Origin of the sequence: Amycolatopsis mongoliensis (assembly GCF_030285665.1) — a bacterium.
Classification (GTDB): domain Bacteria; phylum Actinomycetota; class Actinomycetes; order Mycobacteriales; family Pseudonocardiaceae; genus Amycolatopsis; species Amycolatopsis mongoliensis.
In genome coordinates this window covers 2,828,586-2,852,739 of sequence record NZ_CP127295.1, presented here as the reverse complement: position 1 = coordinate 2,852,739, position 24,154 = coordinate 2,828,586, and the positions used below count along the sequence as shown (strand labels likewise).

The following is a 24,154-nucleotide window of genomic DNA, read 5'->3' as shown; positions in this document are numbered from 1 at the left end:
TGTTAACACGCCTGAAACAATGCGCCAAATTTCGATCAACTGATAGATTTCGTCAGGTCGTAAACGGTCGTGCTCCCGGCGGTCTGCGACGCGAAGTTCTGCTCGACCCAGGTCTGGATTTCCCCCGAGGTACCGCGGCCACCGCCGAAGCCGCCGCGGCCGCCGGCGACGTAGTAGTGGATGTCGCCGTCGGCGACGTACTGCTGGAACTGCGCCAGCGTCGGCGCCGGGTCGCTGCCGCTGAAACCGCCGATCGCGAGCACCGGCCGTCCGCTCGACAACGCCAGCCCGGCCGACTGCATCGCACCGCTCTGCGCCGCCGCCCACTTCGTCGTCGTGGTCTTCAGCAGGTCGATCACCGCGGTGTCGGCCTGCCCCTCCTCGAACCGGCCGGGGCCGAACCCACGTCCACTCGCGACAGCCGGGCCGGACGACGGGGTACCGCCGGAGTGCGCGGTCGCCGCCGTGGCCAGGGTGAAGGACGCCGTCCCGAGCAGCGCGCCGCACAGGCCCAGGACGGCCACCGCCGGGCCGGTCCGCCGGAGCCGGTCGGCACCGAAGAGCAGCGCCGAGACGCCGGCCGCGCCGAGCACGAGCAGCGTGTAGCGGATCCACGGCTGCCAGTCCGGCGTCCGCGCGAGCAGCACGAAGCCCCAGACCGCGGTGACCGCGAGCAGCACGGCCAGCACGGTGCGGGCCGCGAAGTTCGCCCGGCCCCGCCACAGCTCACGCGCGGAGATGCCCAGCGTGGCCGCGATTCCCGGCGCCAGCGCGACCGTGTAGTACGGGTGGATGATGCCGCTCATGTAGCTGAACACCAGCGTGGTGACGACCAGCCAGCCGCCCCACAGCAGCAGTGCCGCGCGCGTCCGGTCGGTGCGGGGCGCGCGCCGGGTGAACCACAGCCCGGCGACCAGACCGAGCACCGCGGCGGGCAGCAGCCACGACGCTTCCCCGCCGAACTCGCCGCTGAACAACCGCGTCAGCCCGGTCTCGCCACCGAAGCCGCGCCCGCCCGCGGGGAGTTCGACCCCGGCGGGCGGCGTGAAGGTCCCGCCACCGCCACCTCCTCGGCCTTCGCCGAAGATCCGGCCGAGGCCGTTGTAGCCGAAAGCCAGTTCCAGCACGGTGTTGTCGGTGGAGCCGCTGATGTACGGCCGGTCCGCGACCGGCCACAGCGCGACGACCACGATCCACCATCCCGCGGACACGAGCACGGCGCCGGCCGCGGCGAACAGCTGCCATATCCGGCGTCCGAGCGACGTCGGCGCCGCCACCGCGTACGCCAGCACGAACGCGGGCAGGACGAGGAACGCCTGCAGCATCTTGTCGAGGAAGCCGAACCCGACCGCGACGCCGGCGAGCAGCAGCCACTTCGTGCTCGCGTGCTCCAGCGCGCGCACGACACAGTACGCGCCGGCGACGAGCAGCAGCACGAGGAAGGCGTCGGGGTTGTCGTAGCGGAACATGAGCGCGGCGACCGGCGTCAGCGCGAGCCCGGCCCCGGCGAGCAGGCCGGCGCCCGGGCCGGACAGCCGCCGCACGGCGAGGTAGAGCAGGCCCACCGAGGCGACGCCGGCGAGCGCGTCCGGCACGAGCAGGCTCCAGCTCGAGAAGCCGAAGAGCCGGCCGGAGAGCCCCATGATCCACAGGGAGAACGGCGGCTTGTCGACGGTGACGACGTTGCCCGGGTCGAGCGAACCGAAGAACAGTGCCTTCCAGCTCCACGTGCCGGCCTGGGCGGCCATCGCGTAGAAGTCGTTGGCCCAGCCCGTCTTCGCCAGGTCCCACAGGTAGAGCAGGCCGGTGCCGAGCAGCAGCCCCGCGACGGAAGGCGTGACCCACCGCGGTTTCCGGGCGGCTTCGGGAGCGGGCTGGGCGTGTTCGGGCGCCGACAGCGTGGTCGTCATGAGCCTCACCGTGTCGAGGCCGCATGTGGTGAACTTGTGCCGAAGCTGTGAGCGCGCTGTGCATCGGCCTCGACCGGGTGAGGGAGTCATGGCGGAGTACGCAGACGAACCCGAGCTGGTGCGCCGCGCGGCGCGAGCCGCCGGGCGCGCCGGGTTCGGCCGGTCCTGCCACCCCGCCCAGGGCAGGCTCCTGCGGGTGCTCGCCGGCGGCGTCGCGGGGGGCACGATCGGCGAGACCGGAACCGGCTTCGGGGTCGGCCTCGCCTGGCTCGCCGCCGGGGCCGGCCCGGGGACCACGCTGACCAGCGTCGAGCAGGACCCCGGCCGGCACGCGGCCGCGGCGGAGCTGTTCGCCGGGGTCCCGAACGTGACGCTCCGGCACGGCGACTGGACGGACCTGGCCGCGGCGGCCCCGTTCGACCTGCTGGTGCTGGACGGCGGCGGTCAGGGCAAGGGCGCGGAACCACCGCTGGAGCCGCGCGACTGGCTCCGGCCGCAGGGCTGCCTGGTCGTGGACGACTTCACCCCGATGTCGTCGTGGCCGCCGAAGTTCCGCGGCGAGCCCGACGAAGCGCGGCTGCACTGGTTGCGGCACCCGGACCTGCTGGCGACCGAACTGCGGCTGGCCCCCGGCCTCGCCACGGTCGTGGCCCGGTACGTCACTCCGGCGCCGGGGCCTGCGCGAAGGTCATCTCGAACTCCGTCCGGCCTGGCCGGCTGATCACCCCGACCCGGCCGCCGTGCGCCCCGACGACCGCGGCGACGATCGCCAGCCCGAGCCCAGTGCTCCCCGCCGCCCGTGAGCGCGAGTTGTCGCCGCGGGCGAAGCGCTCGAAGACGTCCGGGAGGACGTCCGGCGGGATGCCCGGGCCGTCGTCGGCCACGCGCAGCCGGACCACTCCGTCCGAAGTGGACAGTGTGGTCGTCACGGTCGTGCCCGCCGGGGTGTGTGTGCGGGCGTTGGCCAGCACGTTGATCACCACCTGGTGCAGCTGGCCCGCGTCGCCGAGGACGCCGATCGGCTCGCCCGGGACGTCCATCAGCCACTTGTGGCCCGGGCCCGCGACGTGCGCGTCCGCGACGGCGTCGGCCACCAGCCGGCACAGGTCGACCCACTCGTGCACCACCGGGCGCCCGGAGTCGAGGCGCGCGAGCAGCAGCAGGTCCTCCACCAGCGTCGTCATCCGGCGCGACTCGGACTCGACGCGGCTCATCGCGAACGCGACGTCCGGCGGCACCTGCTCGCCGCTGCGCCGGGTCAGCTCTGCGTACCCGCGGATCGCCGCCAACGGCGTCCGCAGCTCGTGGCTCGCGTCCGCGACGAACTGGCGGACGCGGTTCTCGCTCGCGTGCCGCGCGGTGAGCGCGTTCGCGACGTGCTGCAGCATCCGGTTCAGCGCCGAGCCGACCTTGCCGACCTCGGTGTTCGGGTCGGTGTCGGTGTCCGGGACCCGTTCCGACAGCGCGACTTCGCCGCGGTCCAGCGGCAGTTCGGAGACGCGCGTCGCCGTCGCGGCCAGCCGGTCGAGCGGTTTCATCGTGCGCCGGATCGTCGCCGCGCCGACCGCGCCGGCCACGAGGATCCCGGCGAGCGCGACGGCGCCGAGGATGAACCCCAGCCGCCAGAGCGTCTCGTTGACGTCCTTCAGCGGCAGGCCGATGACGGTCTTCTCCCCGTTGGGCGCCACGGTCGAGACGACGCGGTACTCGCCGAGACTGCCGCCGAGGTCGATGCTGCGCTGCTTCCCGTCGGACGGCACCGAGAGCAGCGTCAGCACCTGCTCCTTGGGGATGCCCTTGAACGGCGCCTTGCGCTTCGACGTCCCGGCCGCGCTCGAGTCGAGCACCCCGGCCGTGGCCGTCGAACCGGCCTGGACCACGGCGAGCGTGCCTTCGCCCTGGCCGAGGACGCGCAGCGGGTCGGGCGGTGGCGGCGACTCGCCGTACGTCCAGGGCGGCCGGTTCCCCGGCTGCGACGCGCGCTCGGTCGCCGCGGCCAGCCGCTTGTCCTGCTGGCCGACGAGGAACTCGCTCAGCGCGAACTCCGTGACCACGCCGACGACCAGGCACACCAGCGCGAGCAGGGCGGCGAGCTGGACGATCAGCCGCCGCCGCAGCGACCAGGGCCGCTGCACCCGGAACCGCCGCCGCTCAGCCCGCTGGCTTGAGGACATACCCGGCGCCCCGCATGGTGTGGATCATCGGCTCGCGGTCGGCGTCGATCTTCTTGCGCAGGTAGGAGATGTAGAGCTCGACGATGTTGGCCTGGCCGCCGAAGTCGTAGCTCCACACGCGGTCCAGGATCTGGGCCTTCGACAGCACCCGCTTGGGGTTGCGCATGAGGTAGCGCAGGAGCTCGAACTCGGTCGCGGTCAGCGGCACCAGGTCGCCGCCGCGGTGCACCTCGCGGCTGTCCTCGTCGAGGGTGAGGTCGCCGACGACCAGCTGCGACCCGCTCGCACCGGTCACCCCGCCGGCCCGGCGCAGCAGCGCGCGCAGGCGCAGCGCGACCTCTTCGAGGCTGAAGGGCTTGGTGACGTAGTCGTCGCCGCCCGCGGTGAGCCCGGCGATGCGGTCCTCGACCGCGTCCTTCGCCGTCAGGAAGAGCACCGGCAGGTGCGGCGCCTCGGAGCGCATCCGCCGCAGCACCTCGAGGCCGCTGAAGTCGGGGAGCATGACGTCGAGGACGACGGCGTCGGGCCGGAAGTCGCGCGCGATCCGGACGGCTTCCGTGCCGTCACCCGCGCTGCGCACCTCCCAGCCCTCCATGCGCAGGGCCATCGACACGAGCTCGGCCAGCGTCGCCTCGTCGTCGACGACGAGGACCCGCACGGGGCTCCCGTCGGCGCGGCGCAGGTCGGCCTTGCCGGGGCCGGGTGACGTGGCGTTCATAGCGGTCATGGTGCCATCTTCTCGGCGGGTCTTCAGTGCTCACTGTGACGTCGCTGTGCGTTTCCTGTGAGAGTAGTTCGTTCGGGTAAGGGAGCCACAGCGCGTGCTGACGCCTCGCACAGCTCAAACACAGCCTCGGCGGTGAACCTGGCCAGGACCAGTGTGGGTACGACCGGAGGACACGATGACGACCGAGCCGACGCCGAACACGCCGCCCGAGGGCGGCCCGGCACCCGCCGCGAGCACCCCGGCCTGGGGCGAACCGGCCCCGGCGAACTGGGGTGACCCGGCCCCGGCCGCACCGAAGAAGGGCTGGTCCGGCAAGAAGACGGCGATCGCGGCCGGTATCGCGGTGGTGATCGCGGCCGGCGGCGGCGCGGCGATCTGGGCGGGCACCAGCAGCGCCGACAACTCCGCCCAGCAGGGCCCGGGAGGATTCGGCGGCCCGGGCGGCGGCCGGTTCCCCGGCCAGGGCCAGGGCATGCCGGGAGGCGGCTTCGGCGGCGGGATGATGGCGCTGCGCGAGGCACTCCACGGCGACTTCGTGGTGTCGAACGGCAACGGCGGCTACACGACCGAGCGCCTCCAGACCGGCGACGTCACGGCGCTGAGCGCGACGTCGGTGACGCTGACGAGCAAGGACGGGTACAAGCAGACGTACACGCTCGACGGATCGACCCAGAAGACGGGCGACGTGAAGCAGGGCGACACGAACGTGACGGTGGTGGCGAAGGTGGAGGGCCAGACGGCAACAGCGACCTCGCTGGGCCAGGCCTTCGACGGCCAGCGCCAGCCGGGCCAGCGCCGCAACGGCGGCGGCACCTACTCGGCCCGCCCGACGAACTGAGCACCCGGCGCCTCGGCTCACCGCCCCGGCTCACCGCGGCCCGGTTCGCAGCCCCAGGCTCGCAGCCTCGGCTCGCGGCCCGGACTCCGCCCGCCCCAAGCGCCCCAATGTGGCGTTCGGTGCGTCCAGCGCACCCAATGTGGCGTTCGGTGCGTCCCACGCACCCAACGCCACATTGGGGCGTTCGGCCCCCGGCAGAGACCGAAGGCCGGGCGGCCACCCGCGCTCGCCGCAGCCCGGCCGCGCCCGCTCGCTGGTTACCGGTCCTCGCCGCAAGCCCGGACGGTCGCCGACTGGCCACCGGCGCTCGCCCTCAGGCCAGCGGCGCTCGCCGCCGGCCCCGGGCGCCAGCGCACGGGCGGCGGCCCGCGGGCGAAGCCCGGCAGCCACCCACTGGCCAACGGCGCTCGTCGCAAGCCCGGGCAGCCACCTACTGGCGACCGGCGCTCGCCGCAAGCCCGGGCAGCCACCCACTGGCCAGCGGCGCTCGCCGCAGGCCGCGCGCCCGTCCCTGGCTCGGCCGCGCCTGCTCACTGACCCTCCCTTCCAGGGAGCGCCCCGGTGCCGCGTCCCCCTCCCGCCGCATCGGGGCGTTCCCGCCCATTCCGGCCGCCGGCTAGGGCAGAGTTGCGGGTGTGCACGACATCAGTGGATCCCTGCGACGCCAGTCGGTGCTGGTCGCGCTGGTCTGTGTCGTCTGTGACGGTGCCCTCTTCGCCCTCCGTGGCCCGATCGGCGAAGCCGGCTGGCGTGCCTGGGCGGTCCTGCTCGGCGGGATCGCCGTCAACGCCGCCCTCGCCGGTCCCGCCCGGTACTCCGGCTGGGTCGCGCTCGCGCACGCCCTCCTCTTCGCCGGTTCGCCACTGCTGCTGTGCACCTGCCAGGGCTACGTCGTCGGGAACAACTCCGGCATCCTCATCGCCGGCTACCGGGCGGGCGCCTGGCTGCGGCCGAAACCCGCCGTCCTCGCGCTCCTCGCCCTGCTCGCCGGCGTCACCGCCGGGTGCATCGAAGGCGGCGGGCGCACCGCCGCCGACTGGCGGCTGGCCGCCATCAGCGTCAGCGTCAGCGCGCTCCTGCCGTGGCTGGTCGGCCGGTACACCACCGCCCGGCGCGCCTACATCGCCGATCTCGAGCGCGAAGCCGACGAACGCCGCCAGCACGAAGAAGAAGCCGTGCGAAGGGCCGTCACCGAGGAGCGCACGACCATCGCGCGCGACCTGCACGACGTCATCTCCCACCACGTCAGCGCCATCGGCGTGCACGCCGGCGCGGCCCGGCTCGGCCTGCCCGACGGCGACTCGCCCGTGCGGAAGTCGCTCGGCGCGGTCGAGTCCGCCAGCCGCTCGGCGATGGCCGACCTGCGCCGGCTGCTCGACCTCCTGCACGCCGAAACCAACGCCGAACAGCCCGGCCTGGACAACCTCGACGAGCTGGTCGAGACCGTCCGCGCCGCCGGCCTGCCGACCCGGCTGACCCTGCGCGGCGAACCCCGCGAGCTCCCCGGCTCGCTCGACGTCGCCCTGTACCGGATCGCCCAGGAAGCCCTGACCAACGCCCTGCGCCACGGCGAAGGCCCGGTCGACGTCGAGCTGAACCACGGCCGCACCGAGGTCGTGCTCACGGTGACGAACGGACTGCGCCCCGGCCGCACGAGCCAGAACGAGCACGCGCACCGCGGCCTGGCGGGGATCCGCCAGCGCGTCACCCTGTTCGGCGGCCAGGTCTCCTACGGCGAGACCGGCGAGCACTGGCAGCTGCGCACGACCTTCCCGGTGGAGAGCACATGATCCGCGTCCTGCTGGCCGACGACCACGCGATGTTCCGTTCCGGGATGCGCGCGCTGCTCGACACCCAGCCCGACTTCACCTGCGTCGGGGAGGCGTCCGACGGCCGCGAAGCCGTCGCCGAGACCGCGCGCCTGCGTCCGGACGTCGCGGTCCTCGACGTCCGGATGCCCCGCCTCGACGGCCTCGCCGCGACCGAGGCGATCCTCGCCGCGCCGGGCAACGACACCCGTGTCCTCGTGCTCACGACCTACGACGCCGACGAGTACGTCTACCGCGCGCTGCGCGCCGGGGCGAGCGGGTTCCTGCTGAAGAGCCTGGCGCCGGAAGAGCTGGTCGCCGCGATGCGGGTGGCCGCGCGCGGGGACGCGCTGATCGACCCGTCGGTGACCCGGCGGCTGGTCGCGAAGTTCGCGTCGGTGCTCGAACCCGCGGCCGCCGAACCACCCGAGCTGGCCCGGCTCACCTCCCGCGAACGGGAGGTCCTGCTGCTGATCGCCAACGCCTGCAGCAACGCCGAGATCGCGCGGCAGCTGCACGTCGGCGAGGAGACGGTCAAGACGCACGTGTCGCGGGTGCTGAGCAAGCTCGGCCTGCCCGACCGCGTGCACGCCGTCGTCTACGCCTACCGCCACGGACTCGTCCCGGGCGACAGACCTGCCTAGACTGGCCGGATGAGGCGCTGGATCACCTTCGCGGTCGGGGTCGTGCTCGTGCTCGTCGGCGCCGTCTGGGTGCTGCAGGGCATCGGGGTCATCACCGGCAGCTTCATGACCGGCCAGAAGCTGTGGTTCCTGATCGGGCTCGTCGCGTTCCTCGCCGGCGTGGTCCTGGTCGCGGCGAACCTGACCAAGCGGCGCAAACCTACTTCGTGAAGATCTCGAAGATCGGGTAGCCCGGCGCGATCTCGCGCAGCTTCTCGTCCGAGGCCTTGGCGTCGACGCCGTCGAAGAACACGCCGACCTCGAACTTCCAGCGCTTGAGGTAGGCGCGCAGGATGCCCGGCTTCTCGTCGTCGGCCAGCTCGCGGAAGGTGAACTCCTCGACGCGGCGCCCGACGCGCAGCGTGCCCTGGCCGGCGGCCCGCAGGTTGCGCACCCACTGCGTCTCGCCGCGCGGGGCGACGAGGTAGCGCACGCCGTCGACGGTCAGCAGGTTCACCGGCACCGACCGCGGCTCGCCGCTCTTGCGCCCGACGACGGTCAGCACCCGGCTGCCCCACACGCTGAAGCCCATCCGGGTCAGCTTCGCGACGGCCTCGTTGAAGACGTTGGTGGCCTTCTTCGGCTCGATGTAGCGGGCGGCGGTCATGGTGTCCTCCGGAAGTTTGGGAGAGCAGTGCTCTCGGTTAAGAGCAGTGAACACCCACTCGTGGGGCACTGTCAAGAGCAGTGCTCTCGATTTTGTGCGCCGCTCTCGTCATGGCACACTGACCCTCATGACCGCGACCCGGACCGCGCGCGAGCGTGCTCGCGCCGAGCTCACCCAGGAGATCAAGGACGAGGCCCGCCGCCAGCTCGCCGAGGTCGGCGCGCACGGGCTTTCGCTGCGCGCGGTGGCGCGGGAGCTGGGCATGGTGTCGTCCGCGCTGTACCGGTACTTCCCCAGCCGCGACCGGCTGCTGACCGACCTGATCGTCGACGCCTACAACGCGATCGGCGAGGCGGCCGAGGCGGCCGACCCCGGCAAGGGCGCCCCCCGCGACCGGTGGCTCGCGATCTGGCACGCGACGCGCGACTGGGCCCGCGCGCACCCGCACGAGTACGCGCTGATCTACGGCTCACCGATCCCCGGCTACCAGGCCCCGCAGGACACCGTCGCCCCCGCGTCCCGGGTCGCGCTCGCCCTGGTCAAGGTGCTCACGCACACCGAGCTGCGAGCGGTCGACGGCGACGTCGCGCCCGAACTGCGCGCCCAGGCCGAGACGCTCACGAAAGTCCTCGGGATCGTCGCCGGACCGGAAACCGTCACCCGGCTGATCATGGCGTGGACCCAGCTGTTCGGGGCGATCAACTTCGACCTGTTCGGCCAGTACGTCGGCAGCGTCGACCCGGCCGACGCGTTCTTCACGCACTCGGCGATGCGGATGGCCGAGTTCGTCGGCCTTTAACGCAGCCAGGTGCGCAGCAGCAGCTCGACGGCGTCGGCGATCACGGTGTCGCTCGTCCCTTCCGGGCTCAGGTACCGCTGCCGGAGCAGGCCGTCCTCCAGCGCGTGGATGATCAGCGCGAGGAACGCCGGGTCGGCGGGCGGCTCGACACCGCGAGCGGCGAACGTCGCCCGCACACCCGCCTCGATCAGCTCGCGCGCGGCCCGCTCGTTCTCCCCCGCCGACGGCCGGGCCCCGGGGTTGCGCAGCGCGTACAGCGTCAGCTCGGTGCGCAGGGCGAACCACCCGGGCAGGTGCTCGGCGCGTTCCGCGTGCCATTCCTTGAGCCGCGTCATGACGTCGCCTTCCAGCGCCGCGACTTCGACGGCTTCCTGCTCCCGGCGCCGGGCCAGCAAGGCCACGACCAGCTCGTGCTTGTCCTCGAAGTTGCCGTAGAACGCCCCGCGCGTGTACCCGGCGCGTTCGGCGATCTGCTCGACCGACGTGCCGTTGACCCCGCGTTCGGCGAACAGCTCGGCGGCCGCCGCGAGCAGCCGGTCCTTCGTCCGTTCGCGGCTTTCCGCCCGCGTCAGCCGCTTCCCCGTCACGGCCGAGACGGTACCGTCGGCCCGACGACATCGGCGGGAAGGCGGGCACGACGTGACGGGGTGGGCCGGGAAGGTCGGCAGGATCCGGGTGATCGGGACCGGGGTGATGGGCCGCGGGATCGTCCAGCTGGCCGCGACCGCGGGGGTGACCGTCGAGCTGGCCGACGTCCGGCGCGAGGCCGTCACCGAGGCGATCGAGTACGTCGGCGAGATGGTCGGCAAGCTGGCCGCCAAGGGCAAGCTCGAAGACCCGCAGGCGGTCAAGGACCGGCTGGTCGCGGTGGACGCCCCCGACGCGCCCGCGGACGGCGTCGACCTCGTCGTCGAGGCCGTCCGGGAGGACCTCGGGACGAAGCGGGCCCTGTTCGCGAGCCTCGAGCGCGTCTGTCCACAGGAGACGATCTTCGCGACGAACACCAGCTCGCTGTCGGTCACCGAGATCGCCGCCGAGCTGGCCGACCCGGGCAGGCTGATCGGCCTGCACTTCTTCAACCCGGTGCCGCTGATGCGCCTGGTCGAGGTGATCCCGGGCACGCGCACCCACGACTGGCTGCCCGCCGAGGCGCTCGAACTGGTCAGGAGCTGGGGCCACGAGCCGGTGCTGGCGAAGGACGCGCCGGGCTTCCTGGTCAACCACGCCGGGCGCGGCCTGAACACCGAGGCGCTGCAGATCCTCGCCGAGGCGCTGGCCGAGCCCGCCGACGTCGACCGCGTCGCGCGGGACGTGCTCGGGCTGAAGCTCGGGCCGTTCGAGCTGCTCGACCTGACCGGCCTCGACGTGTCGCACGCGGTGCTGGAAAGCATCTGGGGCGGCTTCCACGGCGAACCGCGGCTGCGGCCGTCGTGGCTGACCCGGCCGCGGGTCGCCGCCGGGTTGTTCGGGCGCAAGAACGGCTCGGGCTTCTACTCGTACGCCGAGGGGAAGCAGCAGGTCACCGACGAGCCGGCGGCGCCGCCGAAGCCGTCGAGCCCGGTGTTCGCGGCGGACGAGCACCTGGGCCGGGTGCTGTCGGCGGCCGGGGTGCAGGTGGTGTCGGACGCGTACCCGGACGCGGTCCTGCTCGTCCCGCTCTACGGCGAGTCCACAGTGGACGCGGGCGCGCGTGCCGGGCTGCCGCTGGACCGCGTCGCCGGCGTGGATCCCCTGGGTGGCTACGAGCGGCGCCTGACGATGGCGGTCCACCCGGGCCTCGACCCGGCGGCGGGCCGCGCGGCCTGGGGCGCCCTGGCGGCGACCGGCCGCCCGGTGACGGTGGTCCGCGACGGCCCGGCCCCGATCGCCCAGCGCCTCCTGGCGTCCATCGTCAACACGGCGTGCTTCATCGCTGGCCAGGGCTTGGCGTCCCCGGAGGACATCGACACGGCGGTCCGGCTGGGTCTCGGGTACCCGCGTGGCCCGCTGACCTGGGGAGACCTGGTGGGCGGCGACATCGTGCTGCGGATACTGCGCGGCCTGGCCGCGACCACCGGGGACCCGCGGTACCGGCCGAGCCCGTGGTTGACCGAGCGGGTGGCGCTGGGGCTGCCGCTGACGTCGGCCGGAACCACGCCGGCGGACCTGCGCTCCTGACGAAAACGGGCCGTCTCCGAGGGATTCGGAGACGGCCCGCGTTTCGACCTGGACCCGGTTACGGCACCACCTGGACGACGTCACCGACGTGCAGGGTGTTGAAGAACTTCAGCGACGCGCCCGCCGACAGGTGGATGCAGCCGTGCGAGTACACCGAGAGGCTGCCCGTGTGGAAGGCGTCGCCCGGGTAGAAGAACACCGAGTTCGGCATCGGCGCGTTGTCGAACTCCTTCGACAGGTGCACCTTTTCCTTCGACAGCACGTGGAAGGTGCCGGTCGGCGTCGCGTAGCCCTTGCGGCCCGGCAGCATCGGCACCGGCCCGTAGACGACCTTGCCGCCCTGCAGGATCCACGCCTTGTGCGCGGAGATGTCGACGCAGGCGGCGGTGCCCGACGCGGCGGCCGCGGCGGCGCACGGGACGCCGGGGTTGGCCGCCGGAGCGGCCGGCTTGGGCTTGGGCTTCGGCTTGGCCGTGGTGCTGGTCGGCGCCGGCTTCGTGGTCGACGGCGTCGGCGTCGGCGTGGCGCTGGTCGTGGTGGGGGCCGCGGTGGTGCCCGAGGTGGTCGGCGTCCCGCCGCCCGTCCCGGCCGCGGCGACGGCCCCGCCGCCCGCGTTCGGCCCCCCGGACGCCGCCCCGCCCCCGGAGCAGGCAGCCAGCACGAACGCGGTGGCCAGCGCGGCCGCTCCCGCCAGAAGCCTCTTCACGATCCGTTACCCCCATACTCGATCATCGCTTGTGGACACCCGTAAAGACGGCGGTCACCCGTTCGAGGTTCGTCCGGGAAGGTCACGATTTGGGCAGTCCGGCCGGGCAGCGCCTCCACCTCCGGGTTGATCCCGGGTTCCACCCGGGCCCGATCCCCACGCCGACGAAACCGGGCCGCCGTTCGCCGAAGCTGGGAGCACCTTCGAAACCAAGGAGCCCCGAAATGCCCAGCGCAGCGAACGCCCTGCTCTACGTGGTCATCGCCGCCACCGTCCTCTACAAGGTCGTCTACAAGCAGGTCCGCGGCACGCTGCTCAACCGCAAGACCCTGGTCATGATGCCGCTGATCCTGGTCGCCGTCGGCGGCTACCTCGCCGCGAAGGCCCTGCCCGGTGCGTCGCCCGCCGAACTCGGGCTGCTCGGCGCCGACCTCGTCGTCCTCGCCGGGCTCGGGGTCCTGCGCAGCACCACGACGACGCTCACCGAGCGCGACGGCACGACGTTCCAGAAGGGCTCGGCCGTCACCGTCGGGCTGTGGCTGCTGACCATCGCGGTGCGGGTCGGGCTGGTCGCGCTGGGCACCGCGCTCGGCGTCGCCGGTCCGCTGACCTCGGCGTCGATCGCGCTCACCCTGGGCGTCAGCATCGCGGTGCAGAACGCGACGACGTACCGCCGCATCCAGCGGCGCGGCCTGCCGCTCGCCGACCAGCGGGCGGCGGCGCTCAGCCGCTGACGCGCCCCAGCACCCGGGCGTACATCCGGCCCGGACTGGGCACGGACGGCGGCACCAGGAACCCGGGCAGCGGTGGCAGCCCGCCGACTAACGCGTCGAGCCGCTCGTACAGCGCGGCCGCCCCGGGCGGCCGCGCTTCCGGGTCCTTCGCCAGCATCTCGGCGAGCAGGGCGTTGAGCTGCTTCGGAACCCCCGGCACCGGCGGCGGCAGTTCCTTGACCTGCCGCTCGAACACGGCGTACGCGGTGGGCCCGTCGAAGAGCCGCCGCCCGGTGAGCATTTCGTGCAGCACGCACCCCAGCGCGTAGAGATCGCTCCGCGGTTCGGCGCCGCCCCGCTGGATCTGCTCGGGCGCCATGTACGACGGCGTCCCCAGCAGCTGCCCGGCCCGCGTGAACTGCGCGGCGTCGGCTTCGCGGAGCACCGCGAGCCCGAAGTCCATCACCTTGACGCCACCGTCCGGCCCGAGCATCAGGTTGGACGGCTTGAGGTCGCGGTGGCACACCGCGAGCGCGTGGGCGGCGGTCAGCACCGCGCACGCCTGCGCCGCGATCGCCGCGGCCCACGGCACCGGCAGCGGCCCGTGCTCGGCGAGCAGGTCGGCGACCGTCACGCCGTCGACGAACTGCATGACCTGGAACAACCGGTCGTCGTGGGTGCCGTAGTCGTACAGCGTCGGCACGCCGGGGTGGTCGAGCGTCGCCAGGATCCGTGCTTCGCGGGCGAAGCGGGCTTCGAGTTCTTCGTCGCGGCCCGGCAGCCTGAGCAGCTTGATCGCCACGCGCCGGCCCAGCCTGCGGTCGTGCCCGCCGTGCACCGCGCCCATCCCGCCGCGCCCGAGCGGCAGCTCGTCGAGCTCGTAGCGGTCGGCGATCAGCATCCGTTCCCCTAACCGCCTCCCGGGCGGAGCCGTCCTTCGACAAGTCCAGCGAAGCCTAGCCGGACCAGCTCACGGCCCGTTTCCGCCGTCTCGCGCAGGACGGCGTCGAATTCCGCCAGCCGCCGGAAGACCAGGCCGTATTCGCGCTGGACGGCGATCGGGCACCGCGGAATCCGCACCCGCCTCCCGTCGATCCGGGTCGAGGCGGACGCGGCGGGCAGGTCGGCCGCGCGCAGGCAGCCGGCCAGGAAGTCCGCGTCCAGCCGGTCCGGGTCCACGCGGTACACGGTGAGGCCGGCGCCGACCGGCGCCGCTGGTCCACTGTGGACATACGCGATCCCGGTCACGGACGCGACGACGTCACCCGCCTCGGCCGTGGGGTGCTCGGCGTCGGCGCGGGCCGCGTGCCTGACCTCGACCACGCCGGCCTTGACCAGCTCGCCGATCGTGGTGAACGCCGGTTCGGTATCGACGGCTTCGAGCGGGGGCAGCCGCGGCGCCAGTTCGGCGAAGCGGCCCCGCACGGCCTGGAAAGCCTGGCCGGGGTCCTCGTCCCGGCCGCGACGCCGGGCGGGGGTCAGGTCGACGTCGTCGTCGAGCAGGTCGATGATCCGGACGCCGGACTCGGGGTGCGCGCGGAACTCCCGCCACATTTCATCCACTGTGGACAGATCGTCGCCCGCCTCCGCCAGCAGCACGGTGGACGGCGGGCGCTGCCCGGGCACCGGCCGCCGCAGCAGCCAGAGGTCGGGGCCGGCCGGCGTCAGCGTGACGACCGCGCGGACCGCGCCCGCGCGCAACAGGTTGCCGCGGATCCGCTTCCCGCTGCGCCGCCCGGCCGCCGCGCCCGGCATCAGGATCGCCACCGTGCCACCGGGTTCGACGTGGGCGAGGCAGTGCTGCACCCAGGCGAGCTCGGGCTCGCCGCGCGGCGGCAGGCCGTACTCCCAGCGCGCGTCGCCGACGAGTTCGTCGTGCCCCCAGGCCCGTTCGTTGAACGGCGGGTCGCACAGCACGGCTTCGGCGGTCCGGCCCGAGAAGGCGTCTTCGCGCAGCGCGTCGACCGCGTGGACCTCGGCCTCGATGCCGCGCAGCCGCAGCCGCAGCGTCGCGATCGACGCCGTCATCGGGTCACTGTCCTGGCCCAGCACGGTTTTCGCGCCGCTCGCCAGCGCGAGCGCGCCGAAGCCGCAGGCGGGGTCGAGGATCGCCGAGACCGGGCCGGTGAGCCGAGCCATCAGCTCGGCGACCGGCTCCGGGGTGGCCGACAACCGCCGCGAATGCGCTTCGAAGTACCGGCGGCACAACAGTTCGAACGACTCGACCGGCCCGGCCCGGTGCGTCATCTCGCTGAGCAGGGTGAGCAGCTCGGGGTCGTCGAGCTTGCTGTCGAAGGTGTCGGCGATCCCGGCCTGGAAGGCGAAAAAGGCGCCCGCGCGGCTCACGCGCTCGGCGAGGTCGAGGTCGTCGCCCAGGGCGCGCAGGCGCTGCCAGGCGCGTTCACCGGCGGACAGCTCGAACTTCTTGCCTCGGGCGCGGAACCAGCCGGCGACGGCGGACAGGCCGAACAACGGGCTCGACGCCGTGCCGCCGACGGGCGGCGGGAAGTCCGGATAGCGACGGCGCCAGTTGCTCACCGCGGCCCGGCCGACCCCGGCGAGCCGCGCGATGTCGGCCGCGCTGACCGTGGCGTCGTCGTCCATGACGGCAACTCTATCGGAGAGTGCTCCATTCAGCCGAGTTGCTTGTGAACTCAGTCAACCAATGCTTTCATGGGGGCATGACACACGATCGGTACGTCCTCCGGTACGCCGCGGGGTCGGACGTCGGCCGGCGCCGCCAGGTCAACGAGGACTCGCTGTACGCGAGTTCGAGCCTGCTCGCCGTCGCCGACGGCATCGGCGGCCAGCCGCACGGCGAGGTCGCCAGCGCGACCGCGGTCGACGTGCTGCGCGAGCTCGACGTCGACCTGCGCCGGATCGACCTCACGGGCGTCGACCTGGCGGCGACGCTGGCCGGCGTGGTCAAGTCGATCGACGCGCGGCTGACGGAGGTCGCCTCGCAGGAGCCGACGACCGAAGGCATGGGCACGACGCTGACGGTGCTGATGTTCGACGGCGTGGAGTTCGCGGCGGCCCACGTCGGCGACTCCCGCGGCTACCTGCTGCGCGAAGGCGGCCTGCGGCGGCTGACCCGCGACCACACGCTCGTGCAGGCACTGGTCGAGGACGGCCGGGTCGCGGCCGAGGACGCGGACTCGCACCCGCGGCGTTCGCTGCTGATGAAGGCCCTGCAGACGACGGGCTCCAGCGACCCCGACATCTGGACGTTCAAGGCGAAGCCGGGCGACCGCTACCTGCTCTGTTCGGACGGCCTGAGCGGCCCGGTCAGCGAAGCCACCCTGCGCGACGTCCTGGCGGCGATCCGGGAACCGGCCGACGTGATCCCCGAGCTGATCCGCCTGGCCAACGAAGGCGGCGGCCCGGACAACATCACCTGCGTGGTGGCCGACGTCGTCGCGGCACCCGGGGCCGCACCGCGGCCCGCCGACGGCTGAGACCCACCTTCAAGACCGGGGACGAGCATCCGGTATCGTCTCCTGCGGAGGATTGGCCGAGCGGCCTAAGGCGCACGCTTGGAAAGCGTGTTGGGTTCACGCCCTCGCAGGTTCGAATCCTGTATCCTCCGCACTTGAACAGGCGAAACGCCGAGCAGTCTTCACGGACCGCCCGGCGTTTCGTCGTTCGCGGCCCGGAAACCCGTGGCCTGCCCCGAATCCGGGCCGGAACGCACTGCGCGACCCGGTCCCGCGGCGGGCGGACGGCGCGGGCCGGGGCATCCGCACGAGCACCTGCCTGTGCGGATGCGGCCGCGATGCTCGCGGCCGCCCGGAATGTGAAATGTCTTTCGAGCGATTGCTGGACAAATCTGCTCGTCCACAGGGAGTTACGAGCAGGGCTGAGCGCAGCCCGTTGCTCCGGTCGCGCTAGTCTCACCCCAACCCGAGCACGACGCTTCCAGAAAGGCCAGCAGTGGCACGAAAACCGCTCTGACCTGGGGTAGCGCTGGCCAGCGACTTCAGTGTGCGAGATACGTGCCGGGTCAACCCCGGTACGCACCGTGATCGGCCCGGCCCCGGACGTCCCACGTCCGGGGCCTTGCTGATTCCGGGCCCGTGATCACTCCGCACAGTCAGATGATCACGCTGAGTCGTTGGATCTGTTTCAATGGATTCGCCCCCGTACGACCGACGAAATTTCGAGGAGTAGAGGCCCGATGGCCGGAGTCGAAGAGATCCGCGCTGGCATCGCGCTCGCCAACGAAAAGGCGTCCGCGAGCATCGCCGCCCTGCAACAGGCAGCGCAGTCTCTCGAAGAAGCCCAGCAGTCGCTCGCACAAGCGACGCAAGGCAGCAGCCAGCACGAAGTGAGCCAGGCACACGGGTTGCTGGCGGAGGCTCTGCAAGGCATCAACGGCTTGCAGAGCACGGTCCAAGCAAGCATTTCCTCCGCCGACTCCTACTCGGCGCGGCTCTAGCCGGATGTCGCTTGCCGAACTCCACCAGCTGCTCACCGCCGCCGTGGCCGGGCTCGCCGACGCGCGCGCCCACTCCGAGCGGGCCACAAGCCTGCTCGGAGAGGCCCGGCAAGCTCTCGTGGACGCCCAGGCCAAGGCCGATCCCTGGCTTCCTTCGCAGTACGCGCAGGCCGGCGAGGGGCTGGACCAGCTCCTCGTCCGCCTGGCCGCTGCCGAAGATCTGGTGAGCGGATACCGGTCGCGCCTGTAATCCTTTTGGGGACACCTTTTCTTGGGGACGCCGATGGCCAACAAGTCAGCCGAGCAACGCAACCGCGTCGAAACCGCACTCGACCGGGTCCGCCACCAGATCGGACTGGTCCTGGGCGCGGCGGCCGGGGCGCGCCAAGCCGCGGAGGCCGATCTCGCCAAACTCGAGCTGGAGCGCGACATCGTCCGCGTCGGCATGAACCACGCCAGTGCCGAGCAGCAGAACGAGTGGTCCCGGCACCCCGCCGCGCACGAGGTGTTCGGCGCGCTCGGCAGTGTGCGAAGCGCTTTCTACACCGACTGGGGTCAGGGACCCGCGGTCCTGCGCGAACTCGTCTCGCAGAACGCACCCGGCCCGGCCGGGCTGCCGCCGGGTGACTGGCTCGGCCGCGTCGGTCACAACGCCGGCATCACTTCGCCCGGCCTGTGGCGGGTCGGCTCCGCGACGGCGGCCGGCGGCGACGCCACCCGCACGTTCGACGTCGCCGTCCCGCTGCTCGACGAGTCGCACCTGGCGATCACGTCGGCGCCGAAGACGCGGCCCACCATCGACGGCATCGTGCAGAACCTGCTGATCCGCGTGCTCTCGACGTTCGAGCCCGGCGCGGTGCGCGTGCACCTGTGGGACATCGGGCAGCTGACCGCGATCCTGCCCGACCTCTACCCGCTGAGCCGCACGAGCGCGCTTTCGCTGTACGACCCGGGCCGACTCGAGGACCTCCTCGACGAGCTGGCCGGGCACATCCGCCGCATCCACGCGACCGGGATGCAGGCAGGCCACACATCGCTGCGGGAGCTGCGCGTCGACCGGCAGGAGCGGGTCGAGCCGTTCCGCATCGTCGTGCTCTACGGCAACGGCGAGACCTTGGAACCGGAGCGCGCCCGCGACCTCAAGCGCGTCGCGAGCGGGGCGCTGGCCGCGGGGATCTGCCTGATCATGATCGACGTGCCGACCGCCGTGAGCGCCTCGGTCGAGACGCTGAGCCTCATCGACGACCGGCACGCGATCAGCAGCATGACCGGCACCGACCTGGTCGTCGACCTCGATCCGCCGATGCCGTCCGGGCAGGTCATCCGCGCCGCCGACCGGATCGCCGCGGCGCTGATCGCCAAGCAGGGCGGGCCGCGGTCGTTCGACGACCTGCTGCCGGCCGAGATCGGGCACGAAAGCTCCGCGCGGGAGCTGCGCGCGCCGGTCGGGTTCTTCGAGGGCGAGCCGGTCGAGGTCGTCATCGGCGACGCGAGCCCGCACGCCCTGATCGGCGGGCCGTCCGGTTCGGGCAAGACGAACTTCCTGTACGCGCTGCTCGGCAGTCTCGCGGCCCGGTACAACCCGAACGAGCTGGCGCTGTACCTGCTGGACTTCAAGGAAGGCGTCTCGTTCGCCGGGCTGGCGCCGGGGCGCAAGGACGCGAGCTGGCTGCCGCACGCGCGGCTCGTCGGCGTCAACGTCAACACCGACCGGGAGTTCGGCCTGGCGCTGCTGCGGTTCCTGGCCGACGAGCTGCGACGCCGGTCGGCGGCCGCTAAGGAGCACGAGGTCACGAACCTCGCCGACCTCCGCGAAGCCGACCCCGGCGGGCACTGGCCGCGGATCGTCGCGGTGATCGACGAGTTCCAGTACCTGTTCGCAGGCCGCGACCAGGTGACGGCCACGGCCACGCAGCTGCTGGAGGACATCGCGCGGCGCGGCCGGTCGCAGGGCATCCACCTGGTGCTGGCCAGCCAGGACGTCGCCGGCATCGAGGCGTTCTGGGGCAAGCCGGCGGTGTTCGAGCAGTGCACGCTGCGCATCGCGATGCCGAAGGCGCGGCGCGTGCTGGCCGAGACGAACAACGCGGCGGTGTCGGCCCCGAAGTGGCACGGGGTGATCAACCACGACTCCGGCGTCGCGCACGGCAACCAGCTGGCCCACATCCCGGACGCGAGCAGCAAGAACGTGTTCGTCCGGCTGCAGCACCGGTTGTGGGAGGAGTACCAGGGCCGGTTCCCGCGGCCGCGCCTGTTCGACGGCGCGCATTCGCCGGTGCTGGAACAGTTCTCGGCGTACCTGGACCTCAAGCCGAACTCGCGGCCGCGGGCGCTGCTGGGACAGTCGATCGACGTCGCCGAGGCCGCGTGCAGCGTGGAGCTGCCGCGGGCACCGGGCCGCAACGTTGCGGTGCTCGGGTCGGCGACCGCCGAAGCACTGTCCATCATGGACTCGGCGGCGCGCTCGCTGTCGCGGCAGTACGAGCCCGGCGAGGTCGAGTTCGTGCTGAGCTGCCCGATCGAGGCCTGCGCCCCGGCGGCACTGGAGCTGACCGAGCGGCTGCGCGCCGACGGCCACGCGGCCACGCTGGTGGACGACCTGACCGGCGTGCTGGAGTCGATGACCGGCTCGATGTCCGGCGGCGCGAAGATCCTGCTCCTGTACGGGGTCGACGCGGCGCTGCCGGCCTTGGAAGCGAAGGCCGTCGGGCAGCTGAAGAGCGGCCTCGACCACCTGCGCGTGCTGCTCAAGCACGGGCCGGGCCACGGCATCCACACGATCGGCTGGTGGCGCAGCATCGCCCGGCTCAAGGACACCCTGGGCTTCGCGGGCACCGACGACATCGGCACGTGGGCGGCGCTCGACGTCCAGGGCAACGAGCTGTCGCCGTTCGCGGCGGGCCAGGTGGTGCACTGGTCCCCGCGCCCGGGCCGCGCGTTGTTCTTCGACCGCACGACCCACGGCGCCCCTGAAGTGATCATCCCGTTCCAGCGCCCGGAGAACGACCGATGACCGACGACGGTGCCACCGCGGCCATGCGGTACAAGGAAATCATCGCCCTCTCCCGGGGCTCGGCGGAGAACCTGCGCGCGTGGGAACTGGCCCGCGCCGAGGAGCTGACGGGAGAGATCGAGGAAGCCGAAACCGCCATCGAGACGGCGAAAGAGCGCGAGGCCCGGGCGGCCGAGCGCGCGACGCGCTGGTGGAAGATGGCGCTCCACAACATCCAGGGCCTGCTCTGGCTGGACCCGGGCGACGAGCCCCGCCCGGTCTTGACCGCGCGCCCGGCGTATCTGGAGCGGTACCTCGAGGAGGTCAAGCCCAGTTACCAGGAGCTGGTCCAGGCGGTGCTGGGCCTGGGGTGGCGCGCCAAGCGGGCGGCGTCGAAGCGCGGCGAGCAGCCGCCGGCCTAGACGTCGAACACCGTGTCGTAGGGCTCGTCGTCGGTGGGAGCTTGCCTGCGTGGGGGTGGGGCGGGTGCACGCTCGGGCTGCGGCGCCGGGCGTGGTGGTGCGATTGGGCGCGGTGCTCCCGCGGCCGGCGGTGCGGCAAGCCGTCCGGAGGCGGCGACCGCCTCGCGGATGGCGGCGGTGATGGTCCGGCTCAGCGTGACGGCGTCGGAACGCATGGCTTCCGGCGCGAGCCGCACTTCGCTGATGACCCCGCCGGGCCCGGCGAGAACCGTGACCGCCCGGTCCGGTGAGACCACGGTCGTGTGGTTGCTCCCGGCGATGCCCGCGAGGAGGCGCTGGTTCTCCGCCTTGCGGTCCTCGATCTGCCTGAGCTGCCAGCGCATTTCCTCGATGAGCTGCGCGTTGTCGCTCATGCCAGTCTCCCCGGCTGGTGCGGTGTGTAGACGAACTCGTAGTACTTCCCGACGCGGTGGTCGATCAGTGAGTAGCCCCGGCTACGGGCGACACGGAGGAGATCCTCCTGGGCCAAGCCGATTTCCATCTTCCGGAAGTACACCTGCCGCCGGCCGTCGAGTTCCGCGGCCAGCACCGCCATCTGCTGGTCACGCGGCTTCATCGAACGACGTGCGCGGACGATGGTCAACGTCAGACCGCCGATGATCACCACGCCCATCAGGACAGCGAAGATCACCTCGCCAGCCGAGAACTTGGTCGAACTGGCCACCGTGCTGATCACGGCGTTTCTCCGCTGCGAAGGCTCCAAGCCACCCTCGCCGTCGCTTCCGCGATCGCGGGCCAGGCGTCGTCCGATTCCGCGACCACCGACAAGATCACCACCGACCGGCCGTCGGGGAGCGGGATCTGGTACTCCGCCTTGATCTGGGCGCGAACGTCGCCTTCCGGCAGGTGGAACTCACCGCCGCTGATCGCGACGATCGCCGGGCCGATCGGCAGCCGCACGGGGTGCACCACCGCCCGCTTGTGCCGGCTCCGGTACTGCTCGGCCATCGCCGCTACCACGGCGTCCCGGCTCCCGGGCGCGGTGTCCGGCCACTGCGCCACGCCCAGGGTCAGGGTCGCGACGTCGCCCTTGCGCCGGCCGACGGCGAACTTGCCGAAGACGCGGATGCCGTTGGCCTGCATGGCCGGCACCAGCGCCATCAGGTAGCTGCCGAACTCCTCGATGGACGTCCCAGCGCCGGCGGCCGAGTTCTCGGCCACGGTCCACGCGTGGCCGCGGTTCATCTTGTCGTCGGCGCCCACCGGCATGCCGGCGAACCCGGGCGGCAGGTCGATCTGCAGAGGCATCAGTTCCACACCTCGTCTTCCGCCCGCTCACGCCGGCGCTCCGGCGCGTTGTCGGCCTGCATTCCCGCGTCGGCCGCATTGCCGAGCGCCACCGCCGCCCAGGCCGCCGGCCCGACGACGACCGACGAGCCCGTCACGGCCCATTGGCCGGCGTCCTTGGGGACCCAGTAGTTCTTGAAGTCGTCCAGCGGGCTCTCGAAGTCCGCGCCCTTCGCGGCTTCGGCTCCCAGCTGGCCGGCCAGCGCACCGTAGGTCGCGACCTTGATCACGGTGTCCGGCATCATGGGGTTGATCCCGGCGATCGAAGTGACCACCCCCGCCACGTCGAAGCTCAAGGTCTCGGGTGCCACGTCGGCTCCGGCCGCCTTGGCGACCGCGTGACCACCAAGGGCACCCAAGCCGAAAGTGGTGGCGACGAGGCTCGTGAGCTCACCGGCCGGCGAGGGCAGGACATCGCTGAGGACGCCGAGGCCGTTGCCGATGTCACCGACCACGTCGGAGACCTTCGACAGGACCTCCGCGTGGTCCTGGACGAAGTCCCACGCCTGATCGACCGAGTCGGCCAGGGTGTTGCCCAGGTCGGCCAATACCCCGCCGACCGCGTCGGCCAGCTCGTCGAGGACGTCCGGTTCGTCCGGGGCCAGCTCCTTCGCCTTCCGCAGCGCCTCCGCGACGCGTCCGGCTGACTCGGCGTGCTCCTGCTGGAGCTGCTTCGCGGCGTCTTGGACGTTCTGGCAGCCGTCGATGGCGGACTGGAGCTGCCGGCCCGCGTCGTCCAGCAGGCGCTGGGCGATCTGCAGCGACGGCTGGTCCGGGAACGTCCGGTTGGCGAGCCCGAGGTCCGGGTTCGCGCGCGCCTGCTCCGCGGCCTTGGCGGCCGCCTCCGCGCGCGCCTCCAGGTCGGCTGCGCGTTTTTGCAGGTCACCGAGGTCGCGGGACCAGCCTTCGAGCGCGTCCGCGGCTCGGCCCATCGACTTCGCCGCATCCTCGAGGTACTGCGGCAGCGGGCCGATGCGCCGGGCGAACGCGTCGCTCGCCTCGCCCTGCCAGATGCCCTGCTTACGGACTATCTGCCGCAGCGAGTCGTCGGCTTCGGTCAGGTCGCTGCTCACCGCCCGGTACTTGCCGGCCAGGTCGGTGACGCCGTCGAGGTCGCCGGGCGCCGGGTCGAAGCCCAGGGCCGGGAAGTTCTGAGCGCTCACCGGTCGAGACCGCTCAGGATGTCGGTGATGCCGCCGGTCGCGCCGCCGCCGACCATCCCGCCGCCGGACTCGCCGCGCTCAGCCAGATCGTCGATGCCCGGCACCCCACCAGTCACCCCACCACCGACCTTGCCATCACCCCCGCCCAAGTCACCGACGCCACCATCCGCCGGATCCCCACGACCACCCAGGTCACCGCCGCCCGGCACCGCACCGCCGGCCTTGCCGTCCCCACCCAGCACCGCCGAGCCGAACTTCGCCAGCTCGTCACCGAACTCGGCCTCGATCCGCTCGTACTTCTGCTTCGCCTGCTTGAGCCGCTCAGTGATGTCCGAAGCCGCCTCGCCGAGCCGCCCGATCCCGTACCCCCAGGCCTCCTCGAACTCGACCCCTGCCTGCCCCAGCTCCGCCGTCCCCAGCGACCCGAACGCCCCGCCACCGCCGAGCTTCCGGTTGGCGTCGGCCATCCTGCCCGCCGCCGTGTCGAGGTCGTCGATGAGCTTGCCCAGCTCGTCGACCTTCACCGCGTACCCGTCCACGCCACCTCCCCTGTGGTCTCGTCACCAGTAAAGACGGCAGCACCCGCGATGCGGTTTCCCCATCACCCGATGGTGTGGCAACAAAAAAGGCCACCACCGGGCGGGCGCCCGGTGGTGGCCTCGGCGAGCAG

At 72.5% G+C, this 24,154-nt stretch carries 26 protein-coding genes and 1 tRNA gene; 14 read left to right on the top strand and 13 right to left on the bottom strand.

All coding sequences use genetic code 11. From position 1 onward, the window contains the following. Positions 1–35: 35 nt before the first annotated feature. Positions 36–1,910 carry a glycosyltransferase family 39 protein gene (locus QRX60_RS13920; protein WP_286001202.1) on the bottom strand — a complete coding sequence of 625 codons (1,875 nt, stop codon included), beginning with the start codon at positions 1,908–1,910 and terminating at the stop codon, positions 36–38. A gap of 88 nt (positions 1,911–1,998) precedes the next feature. Here QRX60_RS13920 and QRX60_RS13915 point away from each other — a divergent pair, with 88 nt between their 5' ends. Next, complete coding sequence (locus QRX60_RS13915; protein ID WP_286001201.1) at positions 1,999–2,631, top strand: O-methyltransferase; 633 nt, start codon at positions 1,999–2,001, stop codon at positions 2,629–2,631. On the opposite strand, the gene QRX60_RS13910 is transcribed toward QRX60_RS13915, so the two are convergent. Both QRX60_RS13910 and QRX60_RS13905 read right to left on the bottom strand, forming a co-directional pair. Further along, entirely contained in the window at positions 2,570–4,084 is a 1,515-nt protein-coding gene (locus QRX60_RS13910; protein WP_286001200.1) for a sensor histidine kinase, read from the bottom strand. The genes QRX60_RS13915 and QRX60_RS13910 overlap by 62 nt on opposite strands. Next, complete coding sequence (locus QRX60_RS13905) at positions 4,062–4,811, bottom strand: response regulator transcription factor (RefSeq protein WP_276585749.1); 750 nt, start codon at positions 4,809–4,811, stop codon at positions 4,062–4,064. The genes QRX60_RS13910 and QRX60_RS13905 overlap by 23 nt, the downstream gene beginning before the upstream one ends. A gap of 175 nt (positions 4,812–4,986) precedes the next feature. On the opposite strand from QRX60_RS13905, the gene QRX60_RS13900 reads away from it, so the two are divergent. The 4 genes from QRX60_RS13900 (at position 4,987) to QRX60_RS13885 (ending at position 8,311) form a co-directional block, all read left to right on the top strand. Beyond that, a complete protein-coding gene (locus QRX60_RS13900; RefSeq protein ID WP_286001199.1) occupies positions 4,987–5,649 on the top strand; it encodes a hypothetical protein in 663 nt (220 codons plus the stop codon). A 635-nt stretch (positions 5,650–6,284) separates the two neighbouring features. After that, entirely contained in the window at positions 6,285–7,439 is a 1,155-nt protein-coding gene (locus QRX60_RS13895) for a sensor histidine kinase (RefSeq protein WP_286001198.1), read from the top strand. Continuing rightward, entirely contained in the window at positions 7,436–8,101 is a 666-nt protein-coding gene (locus QRX60_RS13890) for a response regulator (RefSeq protein ID WP_286001197.1), read from the top strand. Before QRX60_RS13895 ends, QRX60_RS13890 begins: the two co-directional genes overlap by 4 nt. Before the next feature lie 9 nt (positions 8,102–8,110). Continuing rightward, positions 8,111–8,311 carry a hypothetical protein gene (locus tag QRX60_RS13885; protein WP_286001196.1) on the top strand — a complete coding sequence of 67 codons (201 nt, stop codon included), beginning with the start codon at positions 8,111–8,113 and terminating at the stop codon, positions 8,309–8,311. Here the strand turns inward: QRX60_RS13885 and QRX60_RS13880 are convergent. Next, the gene (locus tag QRX60_RS13880; protein WP_286001195.1) at positions 8,301–8,747 is read right to left on the bottom strand and encodes a nitroreductase family deazaflavin-dependent oxidoreductase; all 447 of its coding nucleotides are present in this window, start codon (positions 8,745–8,747) and stop codon (positions 8,301–8,303) included. The genes QRX60_RS13885 and QRX60_RS13880 overlap by 11 nt on opposite strands. Before the next feature lie 127 nt (positions 8,748–8,874). Between QRX60_RS13880 and QRX60_RS13875 the strand changes: the two genes are divergently transcribed. Then, positions 8,875–9,546: a TetR/AcrR family transcriptional regulator gene (locus tag QRX60_RS13875; RefSeq protein ID WP_286001194.1), complete on the top strand. Its 672-nt coding sequence runs from the start codon at positions 8,875–8,877 to the stop codon at positions 9,544–9,546. Here QRX60_RS13875 and QRX60_RS13870 read toward each other — a convergent pair. Beyond that, the gene (locus QRX60_RS13870) at positions 9,543–10,133 is read right to left on the bottom strand and encodes a TetR/AcrR family transcriptional regulator (protein WP_286001193.1); all 591 of its coding nucleotides are present in this window, start codon (positions 10,131–10,133) and stop codon (positions 9,543–9,545) included. The genes QRX60_RS13875 and QRX60_RS13870 overlap by 4 nt on opposite strands. Before the next feature lie 52 nt (positions 10,134–10,185). Between QRX60_RS13870 and QRX60_RS13865 the strand changes: the two genes are divergently transcribed. Beyond that, on the top strand, positions 10,186–11,703 hold the full coding sequence (locus QRX60_RS13865) for a 3-hydroxyacyl-CoA dehydrogenase (RefSeq protein ID WP_286001192.1): 1,518 nt from the start codon (positions 10,186–10,188) through the stop codon (positions 11,701–11,703). A gap of 58 nt (positions 11,704–11,761) precedes the next feature. On the opposite strand, the gene QRX60_RS13860 is transcribed toward QRX60_RS13865, so the two are convergent. After that, a complete protein-coding gene (locus QRX60_RS13860) occupies positions 11,762–12,409 on the bottom strand; it encodes a L,D-transpeptidase (RefSeq protein ID WP_286001191.1) in 648 nt (215 codons plus the stop codon). Between the two features lie 224 nt (positions 12,410–12,633). On the opposite strand from QRX60_RS13860, the gene QRX60_RS13855 reads away from it, so the two are divergent. Further along, entirely contained in the window at positions 12,634–13,143 is a 510-nt protein-coding gene (locus QRX60_RS13855) for a hypothetical protein (protein ID WP_286001190.1), read from the top strand. Here the strand turns inward: QRX60_RS13855 and QRX60_RS13850 are convergent. After that, complete coding sequence (locus QRX60_RS13850) at positions 13,133–14,023, bottom strand: serine/threonine-protein kinase (protein ID WP_286001189.1); 891 nt, start codon at positions 14,021–14,023, stop codon at positions 13,133–13,135. The two genes, QRX60_RS13855 and QRX60_RS13850, sit on opposite strands and share 11 nt — an antisense overlap. A gap of 8 nt (positions 14,024–14,031) precedes the next feature. Next, positions 14,032–15,726 carry an HsdM family class I SAM-dependent methyltransferase gene (locus QRX60_RS13845; RefSeq protein WP_286001188.1) on the bottom strand — a complete coding sequence of 565 codons (1,695 nt, stop codon included), beginning with the start codon at positions 15,724–15,726 and terminating at the stop codon, positions 14,032–14,034. A 77-nt stretch (positions 15,727–15,803) separates the two neighbouring features. Here QRX60_RS13845 and QRX60_RS13840 point away from each other — a divergent pair, with 77 nt between their 5' ends. The 6 genes from QRX60_RS13840 (at position 15,804) to QRX60_RS13815 (ending at position 20,974) form a co-directional block, all read left to right on the top strand. After that, the gene (locus QRX60_RS13840) at positions 15,804–16,580 is read left to right on the top strand and encodes a PP2C family protein-serine/threonine phosphatase (RefSeq protein ID WP_286001187.1); all 777 of its coding nucleotides are present in this window, start codon (positions 15,804–15,806) and stop codon (positions 16,578–16,580) included. Between the two features lie 46 nt (positions 16,581–16,626). After that, positions 16,627–16,711 (top strand) — tRNA-Ser (locus QRX60_RS13835). 588 nt (positions 16,712–17,299) lie between these two features. Continuing rightward, positions 17,300–17,560, top strand: coding sequence for a hypothetical protein (locus QRX60_RS13830; RefSeq protein ID WP_003056176.1), 261 nt, complete (start codon positions 17,300–17,302; stop codon positions 17,558–17,560). Positions 17,561–17,564: 4 nt separating this feature from the next. Further along, positions 17,565–17,810 (top strand): hypothetical protein, encoded by a 246-nt coding sequence (locus tag QRX60_RS13825; protein WP_286001186.1) that lies wholly within the window; start codon positions 17,565–17,567, stop codon positions 17,808–17,810. Between the two features lie 33 nt (positions 17,811–17,843). Beyond that, positions 17,844–20,573 carry an FtsK/SpoIIIE domain-containing protein gene (locus QRX60_RS13820; protein WP_286001185.1) on the top strand — a complete coding sequence of 910 codons (2,730 nt, stop codon included), beginning with the start codon at positions 17,844–17,846 and terminating at the stop codon, positions 20,571–20,573. Next, positions 20,570–20,974 (top strand): hypothetical protein, encoded by a 405-nt coding sequence (locus QRX60_RS13815; RefSeq protein WP_286001184.1) that lies wholly within the window; start codon positions 20,570–20,572, stop codon positions 20,972–20,974. Before QRX60_RS13820 ends, QRX60_RS13815 begins: the two co-directional genes overlap by 4 nt. Here QRX60_RS13815 and QRX60_RS13810 read toward each other — a convergent pair. The 5 genes from QRX60_RS13810 to QRX60_RS13790 are packed head-to-tail and all read right to left on the bottom strand — an operon-like array spanning position 20,971 to position 24,023. Further along, entirely contained in the window at positions 20,971–21,387 is a 417-nt protein-coding gene (locus QRX60_RS13810) for a YbaB/EbfC family nucleoid-associated protein (protein ID WP_286001183.1), read from the bottom strand. The genes QRX60_RS13815 and QRX60_RS13810 overlap by 4 nt on opposite strands. Then, entirely contained in the window at positions 21,384–21,710 is a 327-nt protein-coding gene (locus QRX60_RS13805) for a hypothetical protein (RefSeq protein ID WP_286001182.1), read from the bottom strand. Before QRX60_RS13805 ends, QRX60_RS13810 begins: the two co-directional genes overlap by 4 nt. After that, the gene (locus tag QRX60_RS13800; RefSeq protein WP_286001181.1) at positions 21,707–22,282 is read right to left on the bottom strand and encodes a hypothetical protein; all 576 of its coding nucleotides are present in this window, start codon (positions 22,280–22,282) and stop codon (positions 21,707–21,709) included. Before QRX60_RS13800 ends, QRX60_RS13805 begins: the two co-directional genes overlap by 4 nt. Then, entirely contained in the window at positions 22,282–23,484 is a 1,203-nt protein-coding gene (locus QRX60_RS13795; protein WP_286001180.1) for a putative T7SS-secreted protein, read from the bottom strand. The genes QRX60_RS13800 and QRX60_RS13795 overlap by 1 nt, the downstream gene beginning before the upstream one ends. Then, positions 23,481–24,023, bottom strand: a complete 543-nt coding sequence (locus tag QRX60_RS13790; protein ID WP_286001179.1) for a hypothetical protein — start codon at positions 24,021–24,023, stop codon at positions 23,481–23,483. The genes QRX60_RS13795 and QRX60_RS13790 overlap by 4 nt, the downstream gene beginning before the upstream one ends. Positions 24,024–24,154: the final 131 nt, after the last annotated feature.